Genomic DNA, 19183 nt, shown 5'->3' on the forward strand with positions numbered 1-19183 from the left:
ACATGACCACAACCACCCCCGCACAGAACAAGGCACTGCTCCTCGAAGCCTTCGATACGCTCTTCAACCAGCGCGACTACGCTGTCGCCGAGCGTTTCTGGTCGGATTCCTATATCCAGCACAGCGCGCACATCGCGCCTGGACGTGAAGGACTGTTCGACCTGATCCGTACCCTGCCTGCCACCTTGCGTTACGAGAACCAGCTCGTGGTGGCGGAAGGGGATTACGTGATTGCGCATGGCCGGTTTTCCGGGAATGGCAGGCCAACCGCGTGGATTGCCGCCGATATCGTGCGTTTCGAGAATGGCAGGCTGGCCGAACACTGGGACGTGCTCCAGGACGAGGCCAGTGCGACGCAATCGGTCAGCGGCCTGCCCATGTTCGGGGAACGTTTTCCGTCCTGATTTGCGCAGGCAACCGGCAGCCATGCGCGCCCCATACCCGTCAGGCATGGCCGCGTGCCTACAAAGTCTTTTTCCTGTTGCCAGCCACCGCATAAATTACCCATCAGCAGGCACCGCCCGACGAGATTTCCAGGCGCGTGACCGGATTTCAAAAGCGGCACCCCATGCATCTGAAACATACCGGAAAACAACTGCTGAACTTACCTCTGAAAGGATCGCAATCATGAGCCGCCAGACGCACCAGACCGCACCGACGCAGTACGTCGACGCAAACGGTATCCGCTTCGCCTATCGCCGCTTCGGCAATCGCGCGGGCGTTCCGCTCGTCATGAACATCCACTTCACCGGCACCATGGATCACTGGGACCCCGCCGTAACTGACGGCCTGGCCGTCGGACGTGAGGTCATCCTGTTCAACAACGCCGGCATTTCGAGTAGTTCGGGCAGCGTTCCCGAATCGATCGAGGAAATGGCGGCCGACGCTGCCGCATTCATCCGTGCGCTCGGTCTCGAACAGGTCGATGTACTGGGATTCTCGATGGGTGGCCTGATTGCGCAGACGCTCGCCATTGCGGAGCCCACGCTGGTTCGCCGCCTGATCCTCGTCGGCACGGGCCCGCGCAGCGGAGAAGGTATGGCCTCGCTGACACCCGAAGCGCAGGAAATCTTCGGCGCGAGCTATACCGAACCGGACCATCTCTGGCTGCGCGTCCATTTCTCGCCGACCGGAACCAGCCAGACGGCCGGACGTGCGTTCCTCGAACGCTTCCGCCTTCGCACGGAGAACCGTGATCCAGCGGCCAACGAAGCCGTGGCACCGGCTCAGCTCGCGGCACTCGCGAAATGGGGCGCGCCGCAAGACAACCCGTATGCCTACCTGTCTGCACTCAGCCAGCCAACTCTGGTCGTCAATGGTGACAACGACGTGATCATCTACACGGTCAATTCGCTGATTCTGCGCCAGCACATCCCGAATGCCCAACTGATCATCTATCCGGACGCCAATCACGGCTCGCTCTATCAATACCCCGAGCGTTTCGTGGAAGACGTTTCCAGATTCCTTTCCTGAGTCGCCAGTTACACCGACATTTCATCCCGAATTCAACAGGAGTTAATCGTGGCTACTAATCTTCGCGGCAAAACTGCACTCGTCACGGGCGCTTCGCGCGGCATCGGCCGCGCAACCGCTCAGGCTCTGGCAGCAGCAGGCGCGCGCGTGATCGTGCACTTCGGCAGCGACGAGAAGGCGGCGAATTCCGTCGTCGAGGCGATCCGTGCGTCGGGTGGTTCTGCCGACAAGGTCGCGGCAGACCTGAGCGCGGCGAACGGCCCTCACGAACTGGCCCGTCAGGTACGCGGGCTGATTGGCGAGCGTCTCAACATTCTCGTTGCGAATGCCGGCATCTCGAAGGCCTCGTCAATCGCGGAAACGACTGTAGAGGACTTCGACCGGTTGTTCGCCGTCAATGTGCGCGCCCCATACTTCCTCGTCCAGCAACTGCTGCCCGTGCTGGGCGAGGGCAGTAGCGTAGTCCTGCTGTCCTCACTTGCAGCCCGCGCTTCGGTTGGCAATCTGTCAGCCTACGCCGCGAGTAAGGGAGCAATCGACACCCTGGTCAAGCATTTCGCCGCAGCGCTCGGCGAGCGCGGCATTCGCGTGAACGCCATCGCGCCGGGCGTTGTTGAAACTGACATGTCGAACTTCGCCAAAACCGATGCCGGGCGGGACTTCACCCTCGGCATGCAGGCCCTCAAGCGCGTGGCGCAACCCGACGACATCGCAGGCGCAGCCCTGTTCCTCGCATCCGATGCGGCACGGTGGGTGACGGGTGACACGCTGCGTGTCGATGGCGGCTCCAAGCTCTGATACCGGGGGAGACGGCCATGACCCATACAGCCTGCCCGACTGCCCCCGCGATAGACAGCGGGAGCACCCGTCGATACACGCATGCCGCACTTGGCCACCGGGCCAGTTTCCGGGTCTCGGCTGGCGTGGTCGCTCATACCCTCTGGACCAGCGCGGCACCCGCCATGACGTACCGGCTCTACGCAAGCGAATGGCATCTCACCCCGACGACCACAGCCGAAATCTTCCTGTCTACCCGATCGCGGTTGTCAGCGTGCTCATCCTGTCCGGCGGCCTGTCGGACCAGATCGGCCGACGGGCGACGATGCTGCTCGGTCTGAGTGCCTCTTTCCTCGGCGCGCTGATCCTCGCGCTCGCGCACAATATCTCATGGCTTTTCCTGGCCCGGGCATTCATGGGTGTCGGCGTCGGCCTGACCGCCGGACCGTCGACGGCGGCGATGGTCGAATTCAACGAGGGTGGCGCGCCCCGGCGAGCCTCTGTGGTTGCCACAGCTGCCCAGGCCGCCGGCTTCGCAGCCGCGCTCATCGTCGGAGGCGCACTCACTTAATACGCGCCCTGGCCCTTGCACCTGGCTTTCTGGCTGTTGGCTCTCCTCATCGCGGCCTTGTTCACTGTCACGTGGTTCCTGCCCCTGCCGGCAGAGCGCGGTGCCGCAGGCGGCTGGACGCCCAGTTTGCCGTCCGCCTCTCGCGCGGGACACTGCGTCCGACAATGGTGACGGTGAACACGATCTGTTGTCCGGCACGGACGCGTTTGCTCGCGATGTTCTCGAAGGTCTGTCGCGTCCGGTCAAATCGCTGCCTTTCAAGTATTTCTACGATGCGCAAGGGTCGGCGCTGTTCGAAGCGATCTGCGCGACCCCCGAGTATTACCCGATGCGCACGGAAACGGCATTGCTCAAGGACATTGCAGCGCAGCTCGCCTCAGAGATTCCTGACCACGCCACCCCGGTCGAATTCGGCAGCGGTGCGAGCACAAAAACCCGGATCGTCCTCGATGCCGCCCGGCAGATCGACACCTACGTGCCGATCGATATCAGTACAGCGGCACTGAAACAGGCTCGGCAACGCATCGCCGACGCCTACCCGGCGCTGGACGTCCGCCCAGTCGCAGGCGACTTCACTCGGGACATCACACTGCCCGACATGCACGGGGACGAAACCATGATCGGCTTCTTCCCTGGATCGACAGTAGGCAATTTCGAGCCCGACGACGCAATCGCCTTCCTGCGCTCGGCGAAGAAACTCCTGGGCAGTCAGGCAAAGCTCATTGTCGGCGTCGACATAGTCAAGGACGCCGCCGGCGCTCCTGTCTGCCTACAACGATGAAGGCGAGGTCACGGCACGTTTCAATCGGAACCTCCTGCTCCGCATCAATCGCGAGCTGGAAGGAAATTTCGAACTGGGCGCGTTTGCTCATTCAGCCATCTGGAACGATGATCTGAAGCGGATCGAGATGCATCTAGTCAGCCAGGCAAAACAGACGGTTCGCGTGTTGAATCATGATATTCATTTCGAGGCTGGCGAAAGCATGCACACCGAGAACTCGCACAAGTACACCACCGATTCGTTCGAAGACCTCGCGAGATCTGCTGGATGGGAAGTGACGCAATCCTGGGTGAGTACCACGCCTGGGTTTGGCGTTTTTCTGCTCGAAGCCGTCGCCCGCTAGTGAGCGCAGCAATTTCAGTTCAGCCGGTTCGACGGCAAGCGCAATTGCGATGGTGTTAGCCGATCGAACGGCCGCTTTCACCCGGCGACCGGCCGGTCGAATGTGGGAGCAAGAGCGGCGACGAACGACGGCTCTTGGCCGACTGGACTCATTCACAGATGCCGGCCGAAAGCGGCCGTCGACGATTTCGACGACCGCTTTACGGGACCGTCAGCGAACTGGTGGTCTCGGCCAAATCCGGCCGATCGTCGATTCCGCAGACTGGCGAGTTGAAAGACTGCTTTGCAGCTCAGACCTGACACCGGACACAGATCATACTTTCACCCAAGAGGAGCAAACGAAAAGTCGCGAATAATTCAACGACATTTAAGTCGCTACATCCCGACGGCGCGCCGGCGCACGCCCACAATCCGTCATTCGTCGCCACTGGATTGGTGGGCGCTAATGGCTCATCGCGGCTGTAACGATCCGGGCTTCAAAGTCCCAACTCGCTCAGTCCCGGATGATCGTCCGGCCGACGGCCCAAGGGCCAGTGATACTTGCGCTCCGATTCCTTGATAGGCATGTCGTTGATGCACGCATAGCGACGTTGCATGAGACCATCCTCGCCGAACTCCCAGTTCTCGTTGCCGTAGGAGCGGAACCAGTTGCCCGAGTCGTCGTGCCATTCGTAGGCGTAGCGCACGGCAATGCGATTGCCGCCGAACGCCCACAGTTCCTTGATCAGACGATACTCGTGTTCCTTCTTCCATTTGCGCTCGAGGAACGCCTGCGCTTCCGCGCGATTGTTCGCGAACTCTGCGCGATTGCGCCATTTCGTGTCGAGCGAATAGGCGAGCGCGACCTTGGCGGCGTCGCGCGAATTCCAACCGTCTTCCGCGAGACGGACTTTCTCGATAGCCGTCTCCAGCGTGAACGGGGGAAGCGGCGGGCGAATTGCTGCGGGTGAAGTCATTTCGGATCTCCTTTTGGGGTACAGCGCGTTGCTGGTGCTCGACGTTGAGCGCGGCCTCGTCATCGTGCAACCCGAGAGGGCAAGGCCGCCCGAAGCAAGCGCGGCACCGGTGCTCAGTAAGAATTTTCGTCTTTGCATCATTGGGTTCAGAACGGCCTGGTCGGCAGATACTTGCCGTTGAGCGTGATGACGGCACGCTCGCCGCCTTCCGGGTCCGGCACCTTCTGGATATCGAGTTTGAAGTTGATCGCGCTGATGATGCCGTCGCCGAATTTCTCGTGAACCAGCGCCTTCAACGTCGAGCCGTACACCTGCACCATTTCGTAGAAGCGGTAGACGGTGGGATCGGTCGGCACGCCACCCGGAATGCTGCCGCGCACGGGAATGGTTTGCAGCAGGCGAACGGCGTCGTCGTCGAGCCCGAGGCGTTCGGCGACGAGCTTCGCCGCATTCTCCGGCAGCGCATGCTGACCGAGTAGCGCGGCTGTCGTGTATGCGAGGCTCAAGCCCGTGCCTTCGTTGATGGCTTCGAAGGTGAGGTTCTTGCGCACCTTCGCGTCGACGATCGTTTCCGTCAATGCTTCGCGTGCGTTCGGTGTGACTTGCGATTGGGTCATGATGTTGCTCCTTGGGTAAAAATCAACCTGGTGAGATCGACAGTCGGTGCGACAAGCCGGGAATCAGAGCGCAGCCACGCACTCGGCGGGCGTCGCGGTGACATCGGGATGCGCAGCGAGCGGCACAAACTGGCGGGTCGCGGCGTCGAGCGCGTCGATCGAGCCGGATTCGATGTCGTAGACCCATCCGTGCAAATTCAGGCGGCCTTGCGCGAGTCCCAGTGCAACTGAGGGGTGGGTCTTGAGGTTGTCGAGCTGGGCGATGACGTTCTCGCGCACCATCGAGTCGACGCGCTCGCGCTTGCCCGCATGTTCACGCGCCTCGTTGACGAGCCTCGCCGAGTCGGCGTAGCGCAGCCAGTTCGCGACAGCGGGCATATGGTCGAGGCACTTGCACGTCGCGACGGCCGTCATCGCGCCGCAGTCCGAGTGGCCGCATATCACCACATCCGTCACGCCGAGCGCGGCCACCGCATATTCGACCGTTGCCGACACACCGCCGGGCTCAGGACCGAACGAAGGCACGATGTTGCCGGCATTGCGGATCACGAACAGATCGCCCGGTTCGCGCTGCGTGACCAGTTCGGGAACCATGCGACTATCGGAACAGGAAATGAACAGTGTGCGCGGCGTCTGACTGGTGGCCAGCTTGCGGAACAACTCCCTGCGCGCGGGCATGATGTCCCGCTGAAACTTCAGAAAACCGTCGATGATCTCTTGCATGGTCTGCTCCATTCAATCTGGCGTTCGTTGCCGTGTCGCTCAGTGCGATGCGTTGAACAGAGAATGAACCTGTTCCGTCATAGTGTCCAAGACGGGTTTATGATGCTCACCATAGGCAACACCAATAGTTATTCGAGGACGAGGAATTCGCCATGCTGTTGCGTCATATCCGTTATTTCCTGGCTGTCGCGGAACACCGCAATTTCACGCGCGCCGCCGAGGCGCTGCACGTTTCGCAGCCCACGCTGTCGCAGCAGATACGGCAACTGGAAGAGACGCTGCGCACGCAGCTGCTAGACCGTTCGGGGCGGAACGTGCAACTTACGGATGCGGGCGCGGCGTGGTTGCGCTATGCGAAGCTCGCGCTACAGGATCTGGATGCGGGCGTGCGGGCGATACATGACGTCGGCGAACTGAGCCGCGGCAATCTGCGCCTTGCCGTGACGCCGACCTTCACGGCGTATCTCGTGGGGCCCGTGATCGATCGTTTTTATGGCCTGCATCCCGGCATCGCGATCGACATTCAGGAAATCACGCAGGATCAGATCGAAGCGCAGCTCGCCGATGACAGGCTCGACGCCGGCATCGCGTTCGAGCCCGTCCACACTGCGGAAATCGAAAGCGAGCCGTTGTTTCGCGAGACGCTGAGCCTCGTCGTCGGCGGCGGCCATGCACGCGCGACGCGCCGCAAGCCGCTGTCCGCGCAGGACTTCGCCAACGAACGGCTGGTGCTGCTTAACAAGGCGTTCGCGACGCGGCGTTACATCGACGAATACTGCACGCAGAACCGGATTCTCCCGGAGGTTGCCATCGAGGTCAGTTCGATCAGTGCGATCGTCGAGATCGTGCGGCGTGGGCAGCTCGCAACCGTACTGCCCGACGGCATCGCGCGCGAGCATACCGAGCTGCACCCCGTGCTGCTCGACCCGCCGCTGCCGACGCGCACGGCCGTGCTGCTGCAACGCAAGGACGCGTATCGGACGGCAGCGAGCAAGGCCTTCGTCCAGGTGTTGATGGAATTGACGGAGAACTTCCGTCGCTAATGGAGATCGCGGCGCGCGACGCGCGAAGCGAAGAGATCGACACGTAACGCGCTCTCCGTTAGCTCCGACACCTACGCCGCTTCGCACAACTCGCGCCGGTGGTGTCGGCATCGCAAAGCTTCAGCTGAAGAGCATGACCGTACGGTGAGACGGTGAGGAGTGGGCGCTCGACTTCGGCCAGGAACTGGATTGTGATTTACGCGGCGTTGAAGACAGCCGGGGTTGGCACTAAGCAGCTCGAGCACCGGGCCTAGATTCGGCAATCGCGGGACGGAAGCTAGCAACGGCGCATTCCGAGAAGTCTGCAGTCTGGTCAGAAAACGGGCTTCTCAATCCATCACCAGAACTATTAGCTTATCCTATAGAGAACATAGGATATCGGTCTTAGACCCTATAGCCGGATTGATGCATTCTTGCTCCGTCGTCACTGTTTCTTTGGAGAGAATCATGAAATCTCGCTTCCTTGCGGTACTCGTTATCGCTGCATCTGTCACCAGCCCCGTTTTCGCAGGCACTGACACATCCGGATTGACTCGCGCCCAGGTTCGCGCGGAACTCGCGCAACTGCGTGCTGTGGGCTACGACCAGTCTCGTGGAGAAGACCCCAACTACCCCGCCGAGATTCAGGCGGCCGAAGCACGCCTGGCCGCGCAACGCGGGGATGCGAGCTATGGCGGTGTCGCCGAGGCAGGCTCGTCGTCAGCGGGTGTTCCCAAGACTGCTCGTCACGTCGACAACGACGGCATGCAGCCAATCTATTTCGGCCAATAGCCGTCCAACGGCAGCGCGAATACTAGACGCCACGCGATCTGAAGTATCGCGCAAGTCCTGGCACGTCCGCGTGCTTCATTCTCGCCACATTCAGTCGTCACGATTCGCTCGCTAGTTTGCCTGGCGAACGAACCGAATCCGGGCAATCGCGTCGCCCATCGGATACAGACCGGTCTACATCATATGAAGGTCGGTACTTCACGGAGACTGTCATGAGCCACTCACATTACGAAGTCGCTGTCCTTCATCAAGCTCTGCAGTCGGACGAGTCAAACTTAGCCACATGGCGCTGGTACAGCGATCTGGTCGACCACCAACGACTCGCGCTACGCCTCAAAGAAGACCAGTGGGTCGTCGCGATTGACGGCAGCGACTTTGCGTGCGCCGAGGGCCTGTACGCGGCCGTGCGTTGGGCGCACATCATGACGCACTCTGGCGGTTACATCACCTTTGCGGCGTAAGCGAGCGAAGTCCGCCATGTACACGGGCTAATCGCCAGACCGAGCGATCAAGGACTCGCAGCACTGCTCTTATCCAACCTTCGGCCCGGTCTCGGGTCTTCATCCACCAACCACTGAGGTAATACCATGTCGACCAATACTGAAATCCGTCCGCCGCTCCCTCCTTTCACACGCGAATCCGCCGTCGAGAAAGTGCGCCTGGCCGAGGATGGCTGGAACACCCGCGACGCTGCCAAAGTGTCCCTCGCATATAGCCTGGACACTCGCTGGCGCAACCGTGCTGAATTCGCAAACGGCCGCAATGAAGCCCGAGGGTTCCTTGAGCGCAAATGGTCGAAGGAGCACGAGTATCGTCTCATCAAGGAGCTGTGGGCGTTCACTGGTAACAGGATCGCCGTGCGTTACGCCTACGAATGGCGTGACGACTCTGGTAACTGGTTCCGGTCCTATGGCAACGAGAACTGGGAGTTCCGCGAGGACGGTCTGATGGTGAATCGCTACGCTTGCATCAACGATTTGCCAATCAAGGAAGAAGAGCGGAAGTTCCATTGGCCGCTGGGCCGCCGTCCGGATGATCATCCCGGCTTGTCAGATCTCGGCCTCTAATAGCCAGGCTGATCGTATCGCTTCGATTGGATGCACTCGGGGAAGCAAAGGCAAAGGTGAGACAGCTTCTGCGACGGCCTCCCGAAGCTCGCAATGAGGCAGCAACCCCGCCCCCGCTTGGGGGTTCCTGGTTGTCTCGCTGTCCTTCTCACCTGGTCCGCCCTCAAACGATTGCTGCCCACTCGATGTGGGCAGCAAGTCTTGCAGCACTTGCTTCTGGAATCCTCTGGGCGTCCTCTGGACACCGGCACGGGCTGAACGGCGTCCTGTCTGCATTGGAAACAGAGATTCCTGATGCGATGAGCTTCCGCAAGAACTAGTCTTCGGCAGCGGGATGGCTTGTTGGCGCAGGCCGTGCGAGTGGTTATCAGGCCGGATGACCGCTCATAGACCCAATTCGCTCTCTCAACTCGAATCCAGGGGATGACCGAGAAGGGGTCGAACAGCGACATCCGCATTCGACAGTGATCGGCCCAACAAGGGACCTTCGATCACGCTTGCACGGGGACGTTCGAGCGTCGGCTATACCCCGGGCAACGAGCGTTAACATTGGATGATGAGCATCAACGGAAGGCAGCAATAGGGCCGACTTTTGGGCCGCCCTATTGGCTACCTTCAGAGCGCACGATACGGTTTGAAGGCCTTTCGCAACTCAGGAAACATCCCGTCAGGTCGAGTTCAACGGTCGTCGCTATCGCGACCCGTAGACGCCGGCCGAGGTGGGTTGACGGTGTCGGCGGCACCCGTCAACACCCAGGCTCGCTGACTAGGCGCGAACCGAGGTGCCAGCAAACCGTCGTTGATTTCGCGCGTCACGGCAAAGCGACGGAACGAAGTCGCTGGTAAGAACAGGCGGGAATTGTCCGAGAACCCATCGCTGGCAGTATCGACGTCTCCCTCGCTTGCGGATATGACGCCGTCGCCATTGGTATCGACCCGTCTGACTTCGGCCACATAGGCGTCATACAGGCGCTGCGGGAACGGCGTGCCATGCTCGAACGATGCCAATCGCACATAGGTGTCCAGGTAGATTTCGTGAGCCAGCCCGCTCGGGATGAAGCGTTGGCGGTATTCCCGCTGGTTATCGACATCCGCATCGAAGCGGTCGGGGTCGCGCGGACCCGCACCACCGAGCGGAGCCGCATTGTTCGGATCGTCACCGTAGTCGATCGGACTGTTCTTCACGCCTGCGGGTCCCGAGCCCGGAATCAATGACGACAGCGCGCCAAGTTTGCCCGCCTCAAAGGTACCGGGGATACCGCCGGTAAAAGGCAACTCGTAGGGTGGATGGGTCCAGTTGGTGGTGTAGTTGAATTCCCAGTAGCCGTGACAATCAGACTGCTGCATGCAGTTGACCGCCCCCATGCTTAGCTGGATCGGCACGATATTGGTCTGGCGGTCAGGGAAGTGGTCGTAAGCGTCGGGCAAGTGCGGTGCCTTGCCATCCATTGTGAACAGCCGGCCTGGGAGGTTGTTGTGGGTACCCATCGCCTGCAAGGCGGCCGCGTCCGCGCTTGTCATCGTGCCGAACTGGGCGTGCCCGTCGGGTCGGGGCGGTGCGATATCCGGCACGCGCAAATCGTGGATCATCCAGCCCTCGTACCAACCGCTTTCGTTGTTGATCACAAACAGATACGAGAGGTCGGTAAAGACATCGATGAAGGCGCGAACGTTGTTCGGATCGGTGGGCAACCCAGGTTTCGGTTCAACCACGAGACGCACCGCACCGATGGTTGGCAAACCGCAGTCAGCGCCAGTTGCCGTCAGCATCGCCTTGTCGTTGATGCCCGGGAATCGTGCGGTGAACGGATTTGGTTCGAATCCTGTCGTGGACAGCAGGTAATACTGGAATAGCTGGCTCGGTTTGTCGGCCTCGGCGAAGGCCTGAATGGGCAAGTAGGAATGGGGCCGCTCGGCCATCCTTTCGAGAATGTCCTGCAGCGGATCCGGCAGGTTCGCGATGTCGCCGCGCTGGCGCACCAGCGCACCGTCGGCGGCGGCGTTCGGATTCGGGTGGCAAGGTGCCGGCGGCTGTTCCGCGCACGCCTCGCCTGCGGCCAACGCGGCGATGAACGCGGCAACGGACAGGCTGGCAGCACGAGAACCCAGTGGCCTGAAGCTGCGGGGCTTGAATAACGATTTCATGATTCCTCCTCGGGTTGACCCGCTTAGACGGACAGATCTGCAGTTAGCTAATGATGTGTGGCTTGACCTCCATTGAAAGTGACTGGCAGTGTGGCGATCGTCGGGGCAGCGGATCGCCCGTCACGGAGCGTGACGCTGCCTCGCGGTAGGCAAGCCGCGATGCGATGTCGCTGGGTGAAATCGGCAATTCGGATGCCGAGAGATACGTGTGGAATAAACGGGTTGGAGGAAGAGATATTCCGGGCGCTGCTAAGAATGCGGCAACTGCGTCGTCATCGCATCCGGACTATTTGGCTATGTATGGGCGCGCTCCATGACCGAGCAAACTTATGAAGCAAGCGCATATGAAGCGCTTGGCCTATTAGCCGCAACATCCGGCAATGGCCGTTCGTGTCGCTGAACGCGGGATGTCGGATCATCGCTGTTCGAGAGGAAGCTGTCGTTGAGGCGACGGAGCTTCGACCGACGGTAGTGGCTCAATCTGAGCCGATCGAATCGGGCAGAATTCGACCAGCATGCGACGCTCACCACATGGATCGATGGGCATTCAAGTGGCGCAGGCTTCTCTATAACGGCCATCCAGTCGATTTGCCCAATTTTCATACTGGACTTCCGTAAAGCCGAAATGGCGTTGGCGCGTGCTGCGAGTACCCCATCACCATGACATCCAGCGCCCAACAGCGATCGCCTAGGGAGCCGGCCGTTGCAGATGCCAAACCGGGCAATGGCAGCGGCCCTGATTTAGCGAATCGAAAAGGCGCCGCAAAAGCGGAGGATGACTTTTCATATGCATTTTTATTGGTTTCCCTACTCTAAACCTACCTATAGATTGGGCGCTCATACGCTTTTAAAAAACTAACACACGCTCAATATGTTCAATAGACGTCTAATAGCGCTTACCGTACTCCCATTCATCCTGGATGCGTGCGGAGGAGGAGTCAGTACGAATAGTGCGGACAGCCAAAACCCGTTGGCGACACCGGACCAACTGGCAGCAGAGACCCTCGCGATCACTGCGGTTGCGGACCCTTCCGTCATTGCGGCAAAAGCCACCTTGAAAGCCAATTGGCTGGCAGCAGCTCGTGCAGCCGGCGGGGTATCGAGTGAGGCGTTGACGAATATTGATCAGGCCGTGGATGAGGATGTTTTCTCTTTGGCGCTGGCGATTGCCGCGGGCGATGCCAGCGCCCCGAAGGTGATATCAATTCTGGCGGCCCCGCACAATTGGTACGGAATGAACGTGCCAGGATCGCGGACCACATTTGATAACCCGGACACCATATATCGCCGCATTCCGATTGACCCTGCGTCGAGCTACGTCTTGACGGGAAAGGTCCACGAGCAAAAGCCAGTCGATTTCAATTTCAGCGTCTACAGCGGCGCAAACGCAACGCTGTCCAATTTGCCGGGCGACCAGCTCGCCACCAACGCGGACGGCAGTTACGTCATTAACGCCAGCACGACCTCAACGGGGAATGGGAATGCCATCCCGCTCGTTTCGGGAGCCGCGTCGATCTTCATTCGAGATACGATCACCGAATGGGGCGTGCAACAGTTCAACAGCCTGGCGATACAACGGGTCCCGTCCGTCTCGGCGCAACCGCTATCCGCTCAAGCGATCGCTCAGACCCTTGCCGCGACGCTGCGGACTCCGGCTGCCGCCGTGTCCTTCGCTTCCTTCAATGCGCTGGGATATGCCCAGCCTGTCAACACGCTTCCAGCGCCATCACTTGGCGGCACGGGCGGACGCCTCGCAAACCAGGCGGCGACCTACTCCACTTTTCAGCTTGCCGATGATGAAGCACTGGTCGTGAACGTCAACCTCGGCGGGGCCAAATACTTCATCGCCCCGGCTTATGGACGGTGGCAGATCACGACCGACTATATCAATCACACCCAGACGTTGAACAACGCGCAAGCGGTGGCGAACCCGGATGGCACCTACACGTTCGTGGTATCCCCGACAGACCCGGGCGTTAACAACTGGGTCGATACGGTAGGTCTGCATCAGGGCTTTCTCAACCTGCGCTGGCAAGGATTGCCGGCGACACCCGCGCCACACGGGCCTTCGGCGACAGCCCAGCTCGTGAAGATCAGCGACCTCCGGACCGTTCTCCCCGCGACAACGAAGTACGTCACGGCGGCAGAACGACAAGCTCAGTTGGCCGCGCGCGCCGCGAGTTATGCATCGCGATACGCACCTTGATGGCTTAGCGTTGGCGCCAGTGAGCCCTTGGCCGCAACGCGAAACGATGTACGGTGCCCCTTCTGTGGTAATGGCTGTTGCCATTATGTGCAGCAGCGAACAAAGATCCCTTTTCCCATCTCAGTTCCCTTCCAATTCTGTTCCTCGTTACGTTCTGGCCTCACCATACATGCCCTCGGGGCGAAGCTCTCTTACGCGACTTGTCTTCGCGGAACCAGACCTGGTGCAACAGACCGCTCTCGGTATAGCTGACGATCCGAGCACGCATGAGGACCTCCAAGGCAGGACTGTGATTAGGGAGCTTCTGGCTCGAGTCAGAAAACTCTGTGTCGTGCAGTAAGGGTTTTCCGCTTCTCGTGCTATGGCTTGTCGAGTCGATAGCACCCTGAAGATTGCTGCAGCGCACACTGAATTTCTCAAATGCAGCAGACCTTGTTGTCTCCGAACAGCGTTTTCGCCGATGCCGCAGACTTTGTTGCGCGCACCGATAGTGGGTATCTGCGCACATCAAAGTCTGCGACAAAAGTCCGCTCCTAGGCCCACTTCACCGTCGCACGACGCGCCACTAAATATCTTCAAAGTTTGCGGCAACTAGCTGTCGCCCTTGAGCCAACGGATTCTCGAAAACACAATGTCTGCGAGAAGCCCGCGGCTCAACGGTCTCCAGACTGAACTAAAAAGGGGGTGCATCAAAAATATGTTGCACCGCAATCAGGCAGGAATCGGGCATCAAGCTTGAGCGTCGCAGCCCATGGCCCATGGCAATCCCAGCAGGTGGGGGTGGATCGAGCGAACGGGATGGACGGTCTGCAAAGACGAAAGCTCCGGGTAAGCCTAACGGAGAATCGTCCCGGAAATCCAGCGCCGGCAACTATCACCCTGATCCGTCATCGGGCCTTCGCGGACGCCATTTCGCCGTCGCTCGTCAAGCTACGTCGCTGCGGTCCGGCCGTTCGACAGGTTGGTCGCATCTAGGGATTTTCTCGGGACAAGCAGCACCGGAAAAAATGGCCGCCGGCACATTTGTGTTTTTTGAGACAAAAGGTGGCTTCAATACGCATCCCCCGCTTGCTATCCTGCCGCTTCGAAGAGATGCCAGTCGGTGTCGGGCACGAAGATAGCTATTGCCTTTTGAGAAAGCAACGAATTCGATCTCTTTGCTCTTTCGTATAGCTTCTACGGGTCAGGCCAGCAAGATGAACTGCTTCTTCCCAATTTTTCAGCCTTCCGCTCGCGGCCAGCGTAGCAAGCCACGAAATAACCCTTTCAAGGTAGTCTTGTCTCGGCTCTGTCAATTCCCGCAGCAGGGCAGAAGTAGACTTTCTGGCTTTAGCTGTAGTTACGGGCAACGCTGCAGTTGCGACAATCTTGGCAGTAGTCGCCCGAACAGGCGGATCCATCTGCATTACTGCGCTCTTGGCTTCGCGAATCCTGTTGTGAATTGATTCCTTTCCTGCTGCATCATAGGACCCACCAGAACGCCATGATCGATGCTTACGATTAAACGTGAGCAACCATGCCCGGTCCCTCTGACGCAAGGTTCTATACACACCGGGATTGCTTTGACAAGCTGAGGTTATGCGACTCTCCGAGGGAGCCCTCTCCACCAAACGGCGCCACGTTGAGCGTAGTTTCCACACTTCTGCCAGCGGCATCGTTTCAACACGCCGGACATATCCCTCCTTACGCGCCCAACCCAACGCAGTCGACTTCGGTATCTTCAATTTCCGTCCGCTGCTTATGTAAGTATCACCTCGCGCCAGCAAGGTACAGAATCGCCGCATGTATCGTGGCCCATAAGCGAACGGCGTCAGGCGCATCAAACCAAGTTGGGGTTCGTCTTTAGCTCGATAAGAAATGCCACAGGAACATACAACCTTCCACCCGCCTGATCTCCTCAGTTCCCCCGCAAATTTATAACCATCGCCGCTTCTATGCAGAACCCCGGTGCATTCAGGTAGCTCAGAATTGGAGGGAATTATATGCTCGCCCTGACGGCTGCGCGCTTCCTGGCCTTTCCCGTCGGCATGAATCGCCAGCACCAACGAACCTGGCGATTTACAGCAGTAATCAAGAAATGAATCCGCCGCGACAAACATAAACGGGTGAGGAAATTGTGAAGCACTTGCACATCCCGAAATATTGTGGGACCATGTTGTAATCTTCTGCGCGTCCATGCCGGTTAAGTGACAAAATTCTGGGCCGAAATATCTTAACCAGTTCCTAATAAGCGCCGCCTTAGTTATCGTGCCATCGGGACGCAAAAACCCCAATCTTATCAATAGCTCACGATATGTGTTTGCCTGCCGGCATGAGTGGCCGGTCATCCTTTGTTGTGCGCTCCTTGTAGCGACGTCAATGATAGCATCTCTTTCCAATGACGACACCTGTTTAAGCACTGCCTCATCCGAATTTCGCCTTAAACTTGATACCGTGGGATCTAACGAATTTTTGGAAAATTGCTGACCTGTCGCTTTCAATATGCTCGAATGAAGAGAGCAGCAATACACTCCCGATAACTGATGATCAATTTTCCAAAACGGAGTAATATTTTTGCTTCGCCATTCACTCAAGCATTCTTCGCAGTATCGTAATTTCCTAACGACCTCACGCGATAAACCGCCGTTATATTTCATCACCTCCTTCCCGCTATCGGGAGGAGCAAGTAGTTTAAGCAGCATACTATCTGTCAAAAACTTTGATGCCATCATAGTAACGTATTGAAATTCTGTATGGCGTCTAATTATGGCCTCCCCATCCATACCCCAGTAGGCGCCTGTCTGTTCAGCGAAGTAAGACATGGCGCTGGGAAGGCGAGTGCCTGGCGAACAGGCATAGCCGAAAAGCAACCGCCTTAGAACTACTGTAGAACTCAGACCCATATACTCTGCGTAGCGTCCAATGCTGCTTTCAAGGGTCTCGCCTTCATTAGGCGGAAACAGCGCGATAGCCATTGCATCTCTCCCTATCAGTGCCACTCAATACAGGAACGTCACGCCCGCAGAACGCCGGCCCAAGCTTCCTCGCTCTCGGAGCTCCCGCCGGTTTCAACAACTTCCGTCACCAGCGCTCTGCACTTGGGAATTCGGCGCGTTGGTGCCGATTTTTCCCCAAGGGTGTGACCACAATTCGAGTTCTTACGACTGTCACATTCCTAAGGCCAAGGTTGTCCCGGTAGGACAGTGAGCCTTCAGGCTTGCGACAGCCAATTTCATCACTGACATCCCGGTTACGAGCTGATCTTCTCCGTGGATTTCGGTTCGGAGCTCTTAAACGAGTCTGCGGGCCCCTTTTTTATAAAGTAGCGGCGTGCTGCTTCATTGCTCAGATCTTGCGAGGAAGCCGCAGGATATTCCCGTTGAACAGTGTCGACAAGCGACGACGCCTGTTCCTGCGGTACTCCAAGCAGCATGAGGCGTGACACGGCATGAATCGCCGACTCATTTTTCTCATGCTCCATCGCGGCCTGGTAGTAACCGTATCGTCTCGCCTCCGTCTCCATGGACTCCACGACGTCGTGCAATGTATCGCCCAGCAAGTCGTCGTATTCAATCATCCGCGCCCTGTTACCGGAGCGGATTGCATCGAGCATCGGCCTCAGCGAAGCCATCTTTTCATCGAACACTTCGCGGAAAATCTTTCCAGATAACCTCTCAGCTCCAGTGTAGATTGCGGCGTACTGAGCCAACTGGAACAGAGGAACGGCTACGCCGGGAAGACCTTGTGTAAGGACCTTCAAATATTTCCGCACGCTCTCCGACAAGTCAGCTGCATTAGCAAGCCACTGGTACTTCTGCAGTTGATTGCAGAACCGGCGCCAGTCGTCGTCGTTCGTTATTCCGTTCCAGTTAGTCACACCATGACTGCTAATACGCCGCGCGGAACGTAACGTCTTACGGAAGAGCTGGGCGGCCTTGGGTGTTCCGCTGACGATAACGGGTATCCCGACCACATTGGTGAGATTGACAAAGAAGTCGAAAAGAGGGTCATTCTTCGCGACTGCATGCAAAGCATTCTGCATCTCGTCAAGAACGATGAGACCAGTTTGATGAAGACGGGTAATGCGATGAAGCTTGTTTGCGTAATCCGCCAGCGTAGCCCTGTTGCCGACCTCCTTCATATAGTCGGTCCCAAGCAGGTCGTCAAAGGTCAATATAAGAAGTTTGAGTGTGTCTTTAAGGCTGGCACTCCGTGGGCAGTCTATTTTTATCCAGACAACCTGATTGACGCCGTATTCTTTGTGATGAATCACTTTCGGTAACAACCTTAGCGCAGAATACAATATTGTGCTCTTGCCGCCCCCCGATTGACCGAATAATCCAAAGCAATAAGCATGGGACCTTTGGTGCGGATATACGGCCACGAGTTTCCCATCACAATTCTCCCTATACCGTTCCCCAATGCCTTGAGCAACATTGCCCTGAATATTTTGATTGACGTAGTGCTGGCGAATGATGAGCTGTGTAGTGTTTACCACTTCGAGATGAGCAGGAAACGCCACGACAAGATTAGAAAGGCGTCCTATTGCGTGCAATCGGTATTCCTCATTTCGCGTCTTCTCACTTTCATTAATGACGACAGGCACGTCGATCGCCCTTAGGAGCTCTGTGTTATTCCAGATCGGCCCCAGGGCAGAAATCAGCTGATTGCTCCTGTACTCCGGGAGCAATCTGTCACCTTTGTAGTACACCGCCTCCACCGCCTCAACGCATTGCCTGACAGGCTCAACTACGCGCGATCCTCCATCAGACACTTGTTTCTTATCCAAATCCTTGATAGCCATCTTGCCCTCCTATTCACCGATTGTCGCAAGCAACTTGCGGGCGCGCCGTTCACGAAGCTCCTTCGTGGTCATCCGGCTCGGATCGTCCAGCGCGATACTGCTCTTGTTCCCTGACTTCTCATAAGCGTCTCCTTCATCGTCATATGTCTCTGGTGGCTCCACATTCGTGCGGCCCTCCCCTTGCTGAATGTTATTCAGCGAGTTCTTGAGCGACGCCCGTTTCCTGCGTTCCCCCGATTTTTTCCTGCCATCCAGCCGCTTAGTCCCCGCCTGGACGGACCGCTCCATCTGACGCATTTCGTCCATATCACTTATGTCTGGGCGCGTCATACCGGCTTCTTCCAAGGCCCGTGAAGTTTTCGAGCTGGCGTTCTCGGCGATCTTCGCGATGTTGTAGTCCGTCATCGCGCGGTCCGGCTCAGCAGCTTCCTTAGTCATGCCTTGATTTGTGGCGTCCAGCTCGTTGTAGAGCGACTGTTCTTGGTAAGTTATCCCGCGAAGTGGGTCGATTTCGTGATCGGAAATTGGGCAGGAGATCGGCTCGCCCAATCCAAAGAGCTGGATGGCGCTGTTGTCAGCGGAGTCGTATCCGATTTCGACCATCGACTCGGTTTTCTGGCCTCGGAACATGGACTGACGTTCGAGGAGCGAAAGCGTTGGACAAGCGTAATGCAGCCCGTTGTGGCAAATTCCCTTACCATCTATTGGGACTGTCGATGTCGGCATAACCTTCGCCCGAAAATCGGCCACATCGACGTGTCTCCCACACCCATTTATCTCCGTGCCGTACGCCCAGAGATTTAGCAGGCTGCTGAAGTACACCCGAGTTGAAGAGGCCCCGCTCCAATTACGCGACTCTCGTCGCAAGATTTTTCGCATTGTGCAGATTCAATGCGAATTCACCGTCCCTTTAAGCGTTTTGAGGCCA

18 protein-coding genes are annotated in these 19183 nt (G+C 58.2%); 11 read left to right on the forward strand and 7 right to left on the reverse strand.

The window, feature by feature from the left end; genetic code table 11:
* The first annotated feature begins 2 nt into the window (after window positions 1-2).
* The 6 genes from AB3X89_RS21590 to AB3X89_RS21615 all read left to right on the forward strand — a co-directional run bounded on the left by AB3X89_RS21590 (window position 3) and on the right by AB3X89_RS21615 (window position 3945).
* A complete protein-coding gene (locus AB3X89_RS21590) occupies window positions 3-404 on the forward strand; it encodes a nuclear transport factor 2 family protein (protein ID WP_368585076.1) in 402 nt (133 codons plus the stop codon).
* A 223-nt stretch (window positions 405-627) separates the two neighbouring features.
* Window positions 628-1473: an alpha/beta fold hydrolase gene (locus AB3X89_RS21595; protein ID WP_368585093.1), complete on the forward strand. Its 846-nt coding sequence runs from the start codon at window positions 628-630 to the stop codon at window positions 1471-1473.
* Between the two features lie 48 nt (window positions 1474-1521).
* Window positions 1522-2271, forward strand: a complete 750-nt coding sequence (locus AB3X89_RS21600; RefSeq protein WP_368585077.1) for an SDR family NAD(P)-dependent oxidoreductase — start codon at window positions 1522-1524, stop codon at window positions 2269-2271.
* A 190-nt stretch (window positions 2272-2461) separates the two neighbouring features.
* Complete coding sequence (locus AB3X89_RS21605) at window positions 2462-2821, forward strand: MFS transporter (RefSeq protein WP_368585078.1); 360 nt, start codon at window positions 2462-2464, stop codon at window positions 2819-2821.
* Window positions 2822-3008: 187 nt separating this feature from the next.
* Window positions 3009-3602 (forward strand): L-histidine N(alpha)-methyltransferase, encoded by a 594-nt coding sequence (locus AB3X89_RS21610; protein WP_368585079.1) that lies wholly within the window; start codon window positions 3009-3011, stop codon window positions 3600-3602.
* On the forward strand, window positions 3583-3945 hold the full coding sequence (locus tag AB3X89_RS21615) for an L-histidine N(alpha)-methyltransferase (protein ID WP_368585094.1): 363 nt from the start codon (window positions 3583-3585) through the stop codon (window positions 3943-3945). The genes AB3X89_RS21610 and AB3X89_RS21615 overlap by 20 nt, the downstream gene beginning before the upstream one ends.
* Before the next feature lie 475 nt (window positions 3946-4420).
* Here the strand turns inward: AB3X89_RS21615 and AB3X89_RS21620 are convergent, their stop codons facing one another.
* The 3 genes from AB3X89_RS21620 to AB3X89_RS21630 form a co-directional block, all read right to left on the reverse strand.
* On the reverse strand, window positions 4421-4900 hold the full coding sequence (locus tag AB3X89_RS21620; RefSeq protein WP_010808884.1) for a DUF1348 family protein: 480 nt from the start codon (window positions 4898-4900) through the stop codon (window positions 4421-4423).
* Between the two features lie 146 nt (window positions 4901-5046).
* Complete coding sequence (gene cynS / locus AB3X89_RS21625; protein WP_129957516.1) at window positions 5047-5517, reverse strand: cyanase; 471 nt, start codon at window positions 5515-5517, stop codon at window positions 5047-5049.
* A gap of 63 nt (window positions 5518-5580) precedes the next feature.
* Complete coding sequence (locus AB3X89_RS21630) at window positions 5581-6240, reverse strand: carbonic anhydrase (RefSeq protein WP_368585080.1); 660 nt, start codon at window positions 6238-6240, stop codon at window positions 5581-5583.
* A 152-nt stretch (window positions 6241-6392) separates the two neighbouring features.
* Between AB3X89_RS21630 and cynR the strand changes: the two genes are divergently transcribed.
* The 4 genes from cynR to AB3X89_RS21650 all read left to right on the forward strand — a co-directional run bounded on the left by cynR (window position 6393) and on the right by AB3X89_RS21650 (window position 9121).
* A complete protein-coding gene (gene cynR / locus AB3X89_RS21635; RefSeq protein ID WP_368585081.1) occupies window positions 6393-7283 on the forward strand; it encodes a transcriptional regulator CynR in 891 nt (296 codons plus the stop codon).
* 447 nt (window positions 7284-7730) lie between these two features.
* Window positions 7731-8054 (forward strand): DUF4148 domain-containing protein, encoded by a 324-nt coding sequence (locus tag AB3X89_RS21640; protein ID WP_368585082.1) that lies wholly within the window; start codon window positions 7731-7733, stop codon window positions 8052-8054.
* 212 nt (window positions 8055-8266) lie between these two features.
* The gene (locus AB3X89_RS21645; protein WP_342964143.1) at window positions 8267-8515 is read left to right on the forward strand and encodes a hypothetical protein; all 249 of its coding nucleotides are present in this window, start codon (window positions 8267-8269) and stop codon (window positions 8513-8515) included.
* A 126-nt stretch (window positions 8516-8641) separates the two neighbouring features.
* Complete coding sequence (locus AB3X89_RS21650; protein ID WP_018437280.1) at window positions 8642-9121, forward strand: DUF1348 family protein; 480 nt, start codon at window positions 8642-8644, stop codon at window positions 9119-9121.
* A 678-nt stretch (window positions 9122-9799) separates the two neighbouring features.
* On the opposite strand, the gene AB3X89_RS21655 is transcribed toward AB3X89_RS21650, so the two are convergent.
* Window positions 9800-11266, reverse strand: coding sequence for a hypothetical protein (locus AB3X89_RS21655; protein WP_368585083.1), 1467 nt, complete (start codon window positions 11264-11266; stop codon window positions 9800-9802).
* Window positions 11267-12236: 970 nt separating this feature from the next.
* Between AB3X89_RS21655 and AB3X89_RS21660 the strand changes: the two genes are divergently transcribed.
* Entirely contained in the window at window positions 12237-13472 is a 1236-nt protein-coding gene (locus tag AB3X89_RS21660) for a hypothetical protein (protein ID WP_368585085.1), read from the forward strand.
* A gap of 1121 nt (window positions 13473-14593) precedes the next feature.
* Here AB3X89_RS21660 and AB3X89_RS21665 read toward each other — a convergent pair.
* From AB3X89_RS21665 to AB3X89_RS21675, 3 genes are all read right to left on the reverse strand, one after another.
* Window positions 14594-16426 (reverse strand): TniQ family protein, encoded by a 1833-nt coding sequence (locus AB3X89_RS21665; RefSeq protein ID WP_368585086.1) that lies wholly within the window; start codon window positions 16424-16426, stop codon window positions 14594-14596.
* 275 nt (window positions 16427-16701) lie between these two features.
* Window positions 16702-18255 (reverse strand): ATP-binding protein, encoded by a 1554-nt coding sequence (locus AB3X89_RS21670; protein WP_368585087.1) that lies wholly within the window; start codon window positions 18253-18255, stop codon window positions 16702-16704.
* A 9-nt stretch (window positions 18256-18264) separates the two neighbouring features.
* Window positions 18265-18858, reverse strand: coding sequence for a hypothetical protein (locus tag AB3X89_RS21675; RefSeq protein ID WP_368585088.1), 594 nt, complete (start codon window positions 18856-18858; stop codon window positions 18265-18267).
* Window positions 18859-19183 lie beyond the last annotated feature (325 nt).

The organism is Paraburkholderia sp. BR14320 (genome assembly GCF_040948665.1).
GTDB lineage: Bacteria > Pseudomonadota > Gammaproteobacteria > Burkholderiales > Burkholderiaceae > Paraburkholderia > Paraburkholderia youngii.

Bases quoted from the DNA above. Each gene is read 5' to 3' on its own strand.
- AB3X89_RS21590 (WP_368585076.1), top strand. From the start codon at position 3: ATGACCACAACCACCCCCGCACAGAACAAGGCACTGCTCCTCGAAGCC.
- AB3X89_RS21595 (WP_368585093.1), top strand. From the start codon at position 628: ATGAGCCGCCAGACGCACCAGACCGCACCGACGCAGTACGTCGACGCA.
- AB3X89_RS21605 (WP_368585078.1), top strand. From the start codon at position 2,462: ATGGCATCTCACCCCGACGACCACAGCCGAAATCTTCCTGTCTACCCG.
- AB3X89_RS21620 (WP_010808884.1), bottom strand. From the start codon at position 4,900: ATGACTTCACCCGCAGCAATTCGCCCGCCGCTTCCCCCGTTCACGCTG.
- cynS (WP_129957516.1), bottom strand. From the start codon at position 5,517: ATGACCCAATCGCAAGTCACACCGAACGCACGCGAAGCATTGACGGAA.
- AB3X89_RS21630 (WP_368585080.1), bottom strand. From the start codon at position 6,240: ATGCAAGAGATCATCGACGGTTTTCTGAAGTTTCAGCGGGACATCATG.
- cynR (WP_368585081.1), top strand. From the start codon at position 6,393: ATGCTGTTGCGTCATATCCGTTATTTCCTGGCTGTCGCGGAACACCGC.
- AB3X89_RS21640 (WP_368585082.1), top strand. From the start codon at position 7,731: ATGAAATCTCGCTTCCTTGCGGTACTCGTTATCGCTGCATCTGTCACC.
- AB3X89_RS21645 (WP_342964143.1), top strand. From the start codon at position 8,267: ATGAGCCACTCACATTACGAAGTCGCTGTCCTTCATCAAGCTCTGCAG.
- AB3X89_RS21650 (WP_018437280.1), top strand. From the start codon at position 8,642: ATGTCGACCAATACTGAAATCCGTCCGCCGCTCCCTCCTTTCACACGC.
- AB3X89_RS21655 (WP_368585083.1), bottom strand. From the start codon at position 11,266: ATGAAATCGTTATTCAAGCCCCGCAGCTTCAGGCCACTGGGTTCTCGT.
- AB3X89_RS21665 (WP_368585086.1), bottom strand. From the start codon at position 16,426: ATGGCTATCGCGCTGTTTCCGCCTAATGAAGGCGAGACCCTTGAAAGC.
- AB3X89_RS21670 (WP_368585087.1), bottom strand. From the start codon at position 18,255: ATGGCTATCAAGGATTTGGATAAGAAACAAGTGTCTGATGGAGGATCG.
- AB3X89_RS21675 (WP_368585088.1), bottom strand. From the start codon at position 18,858: ATGGTCGAAATCGGATACGACTCCGCTGACAACAGCGCCATCCAGCTC.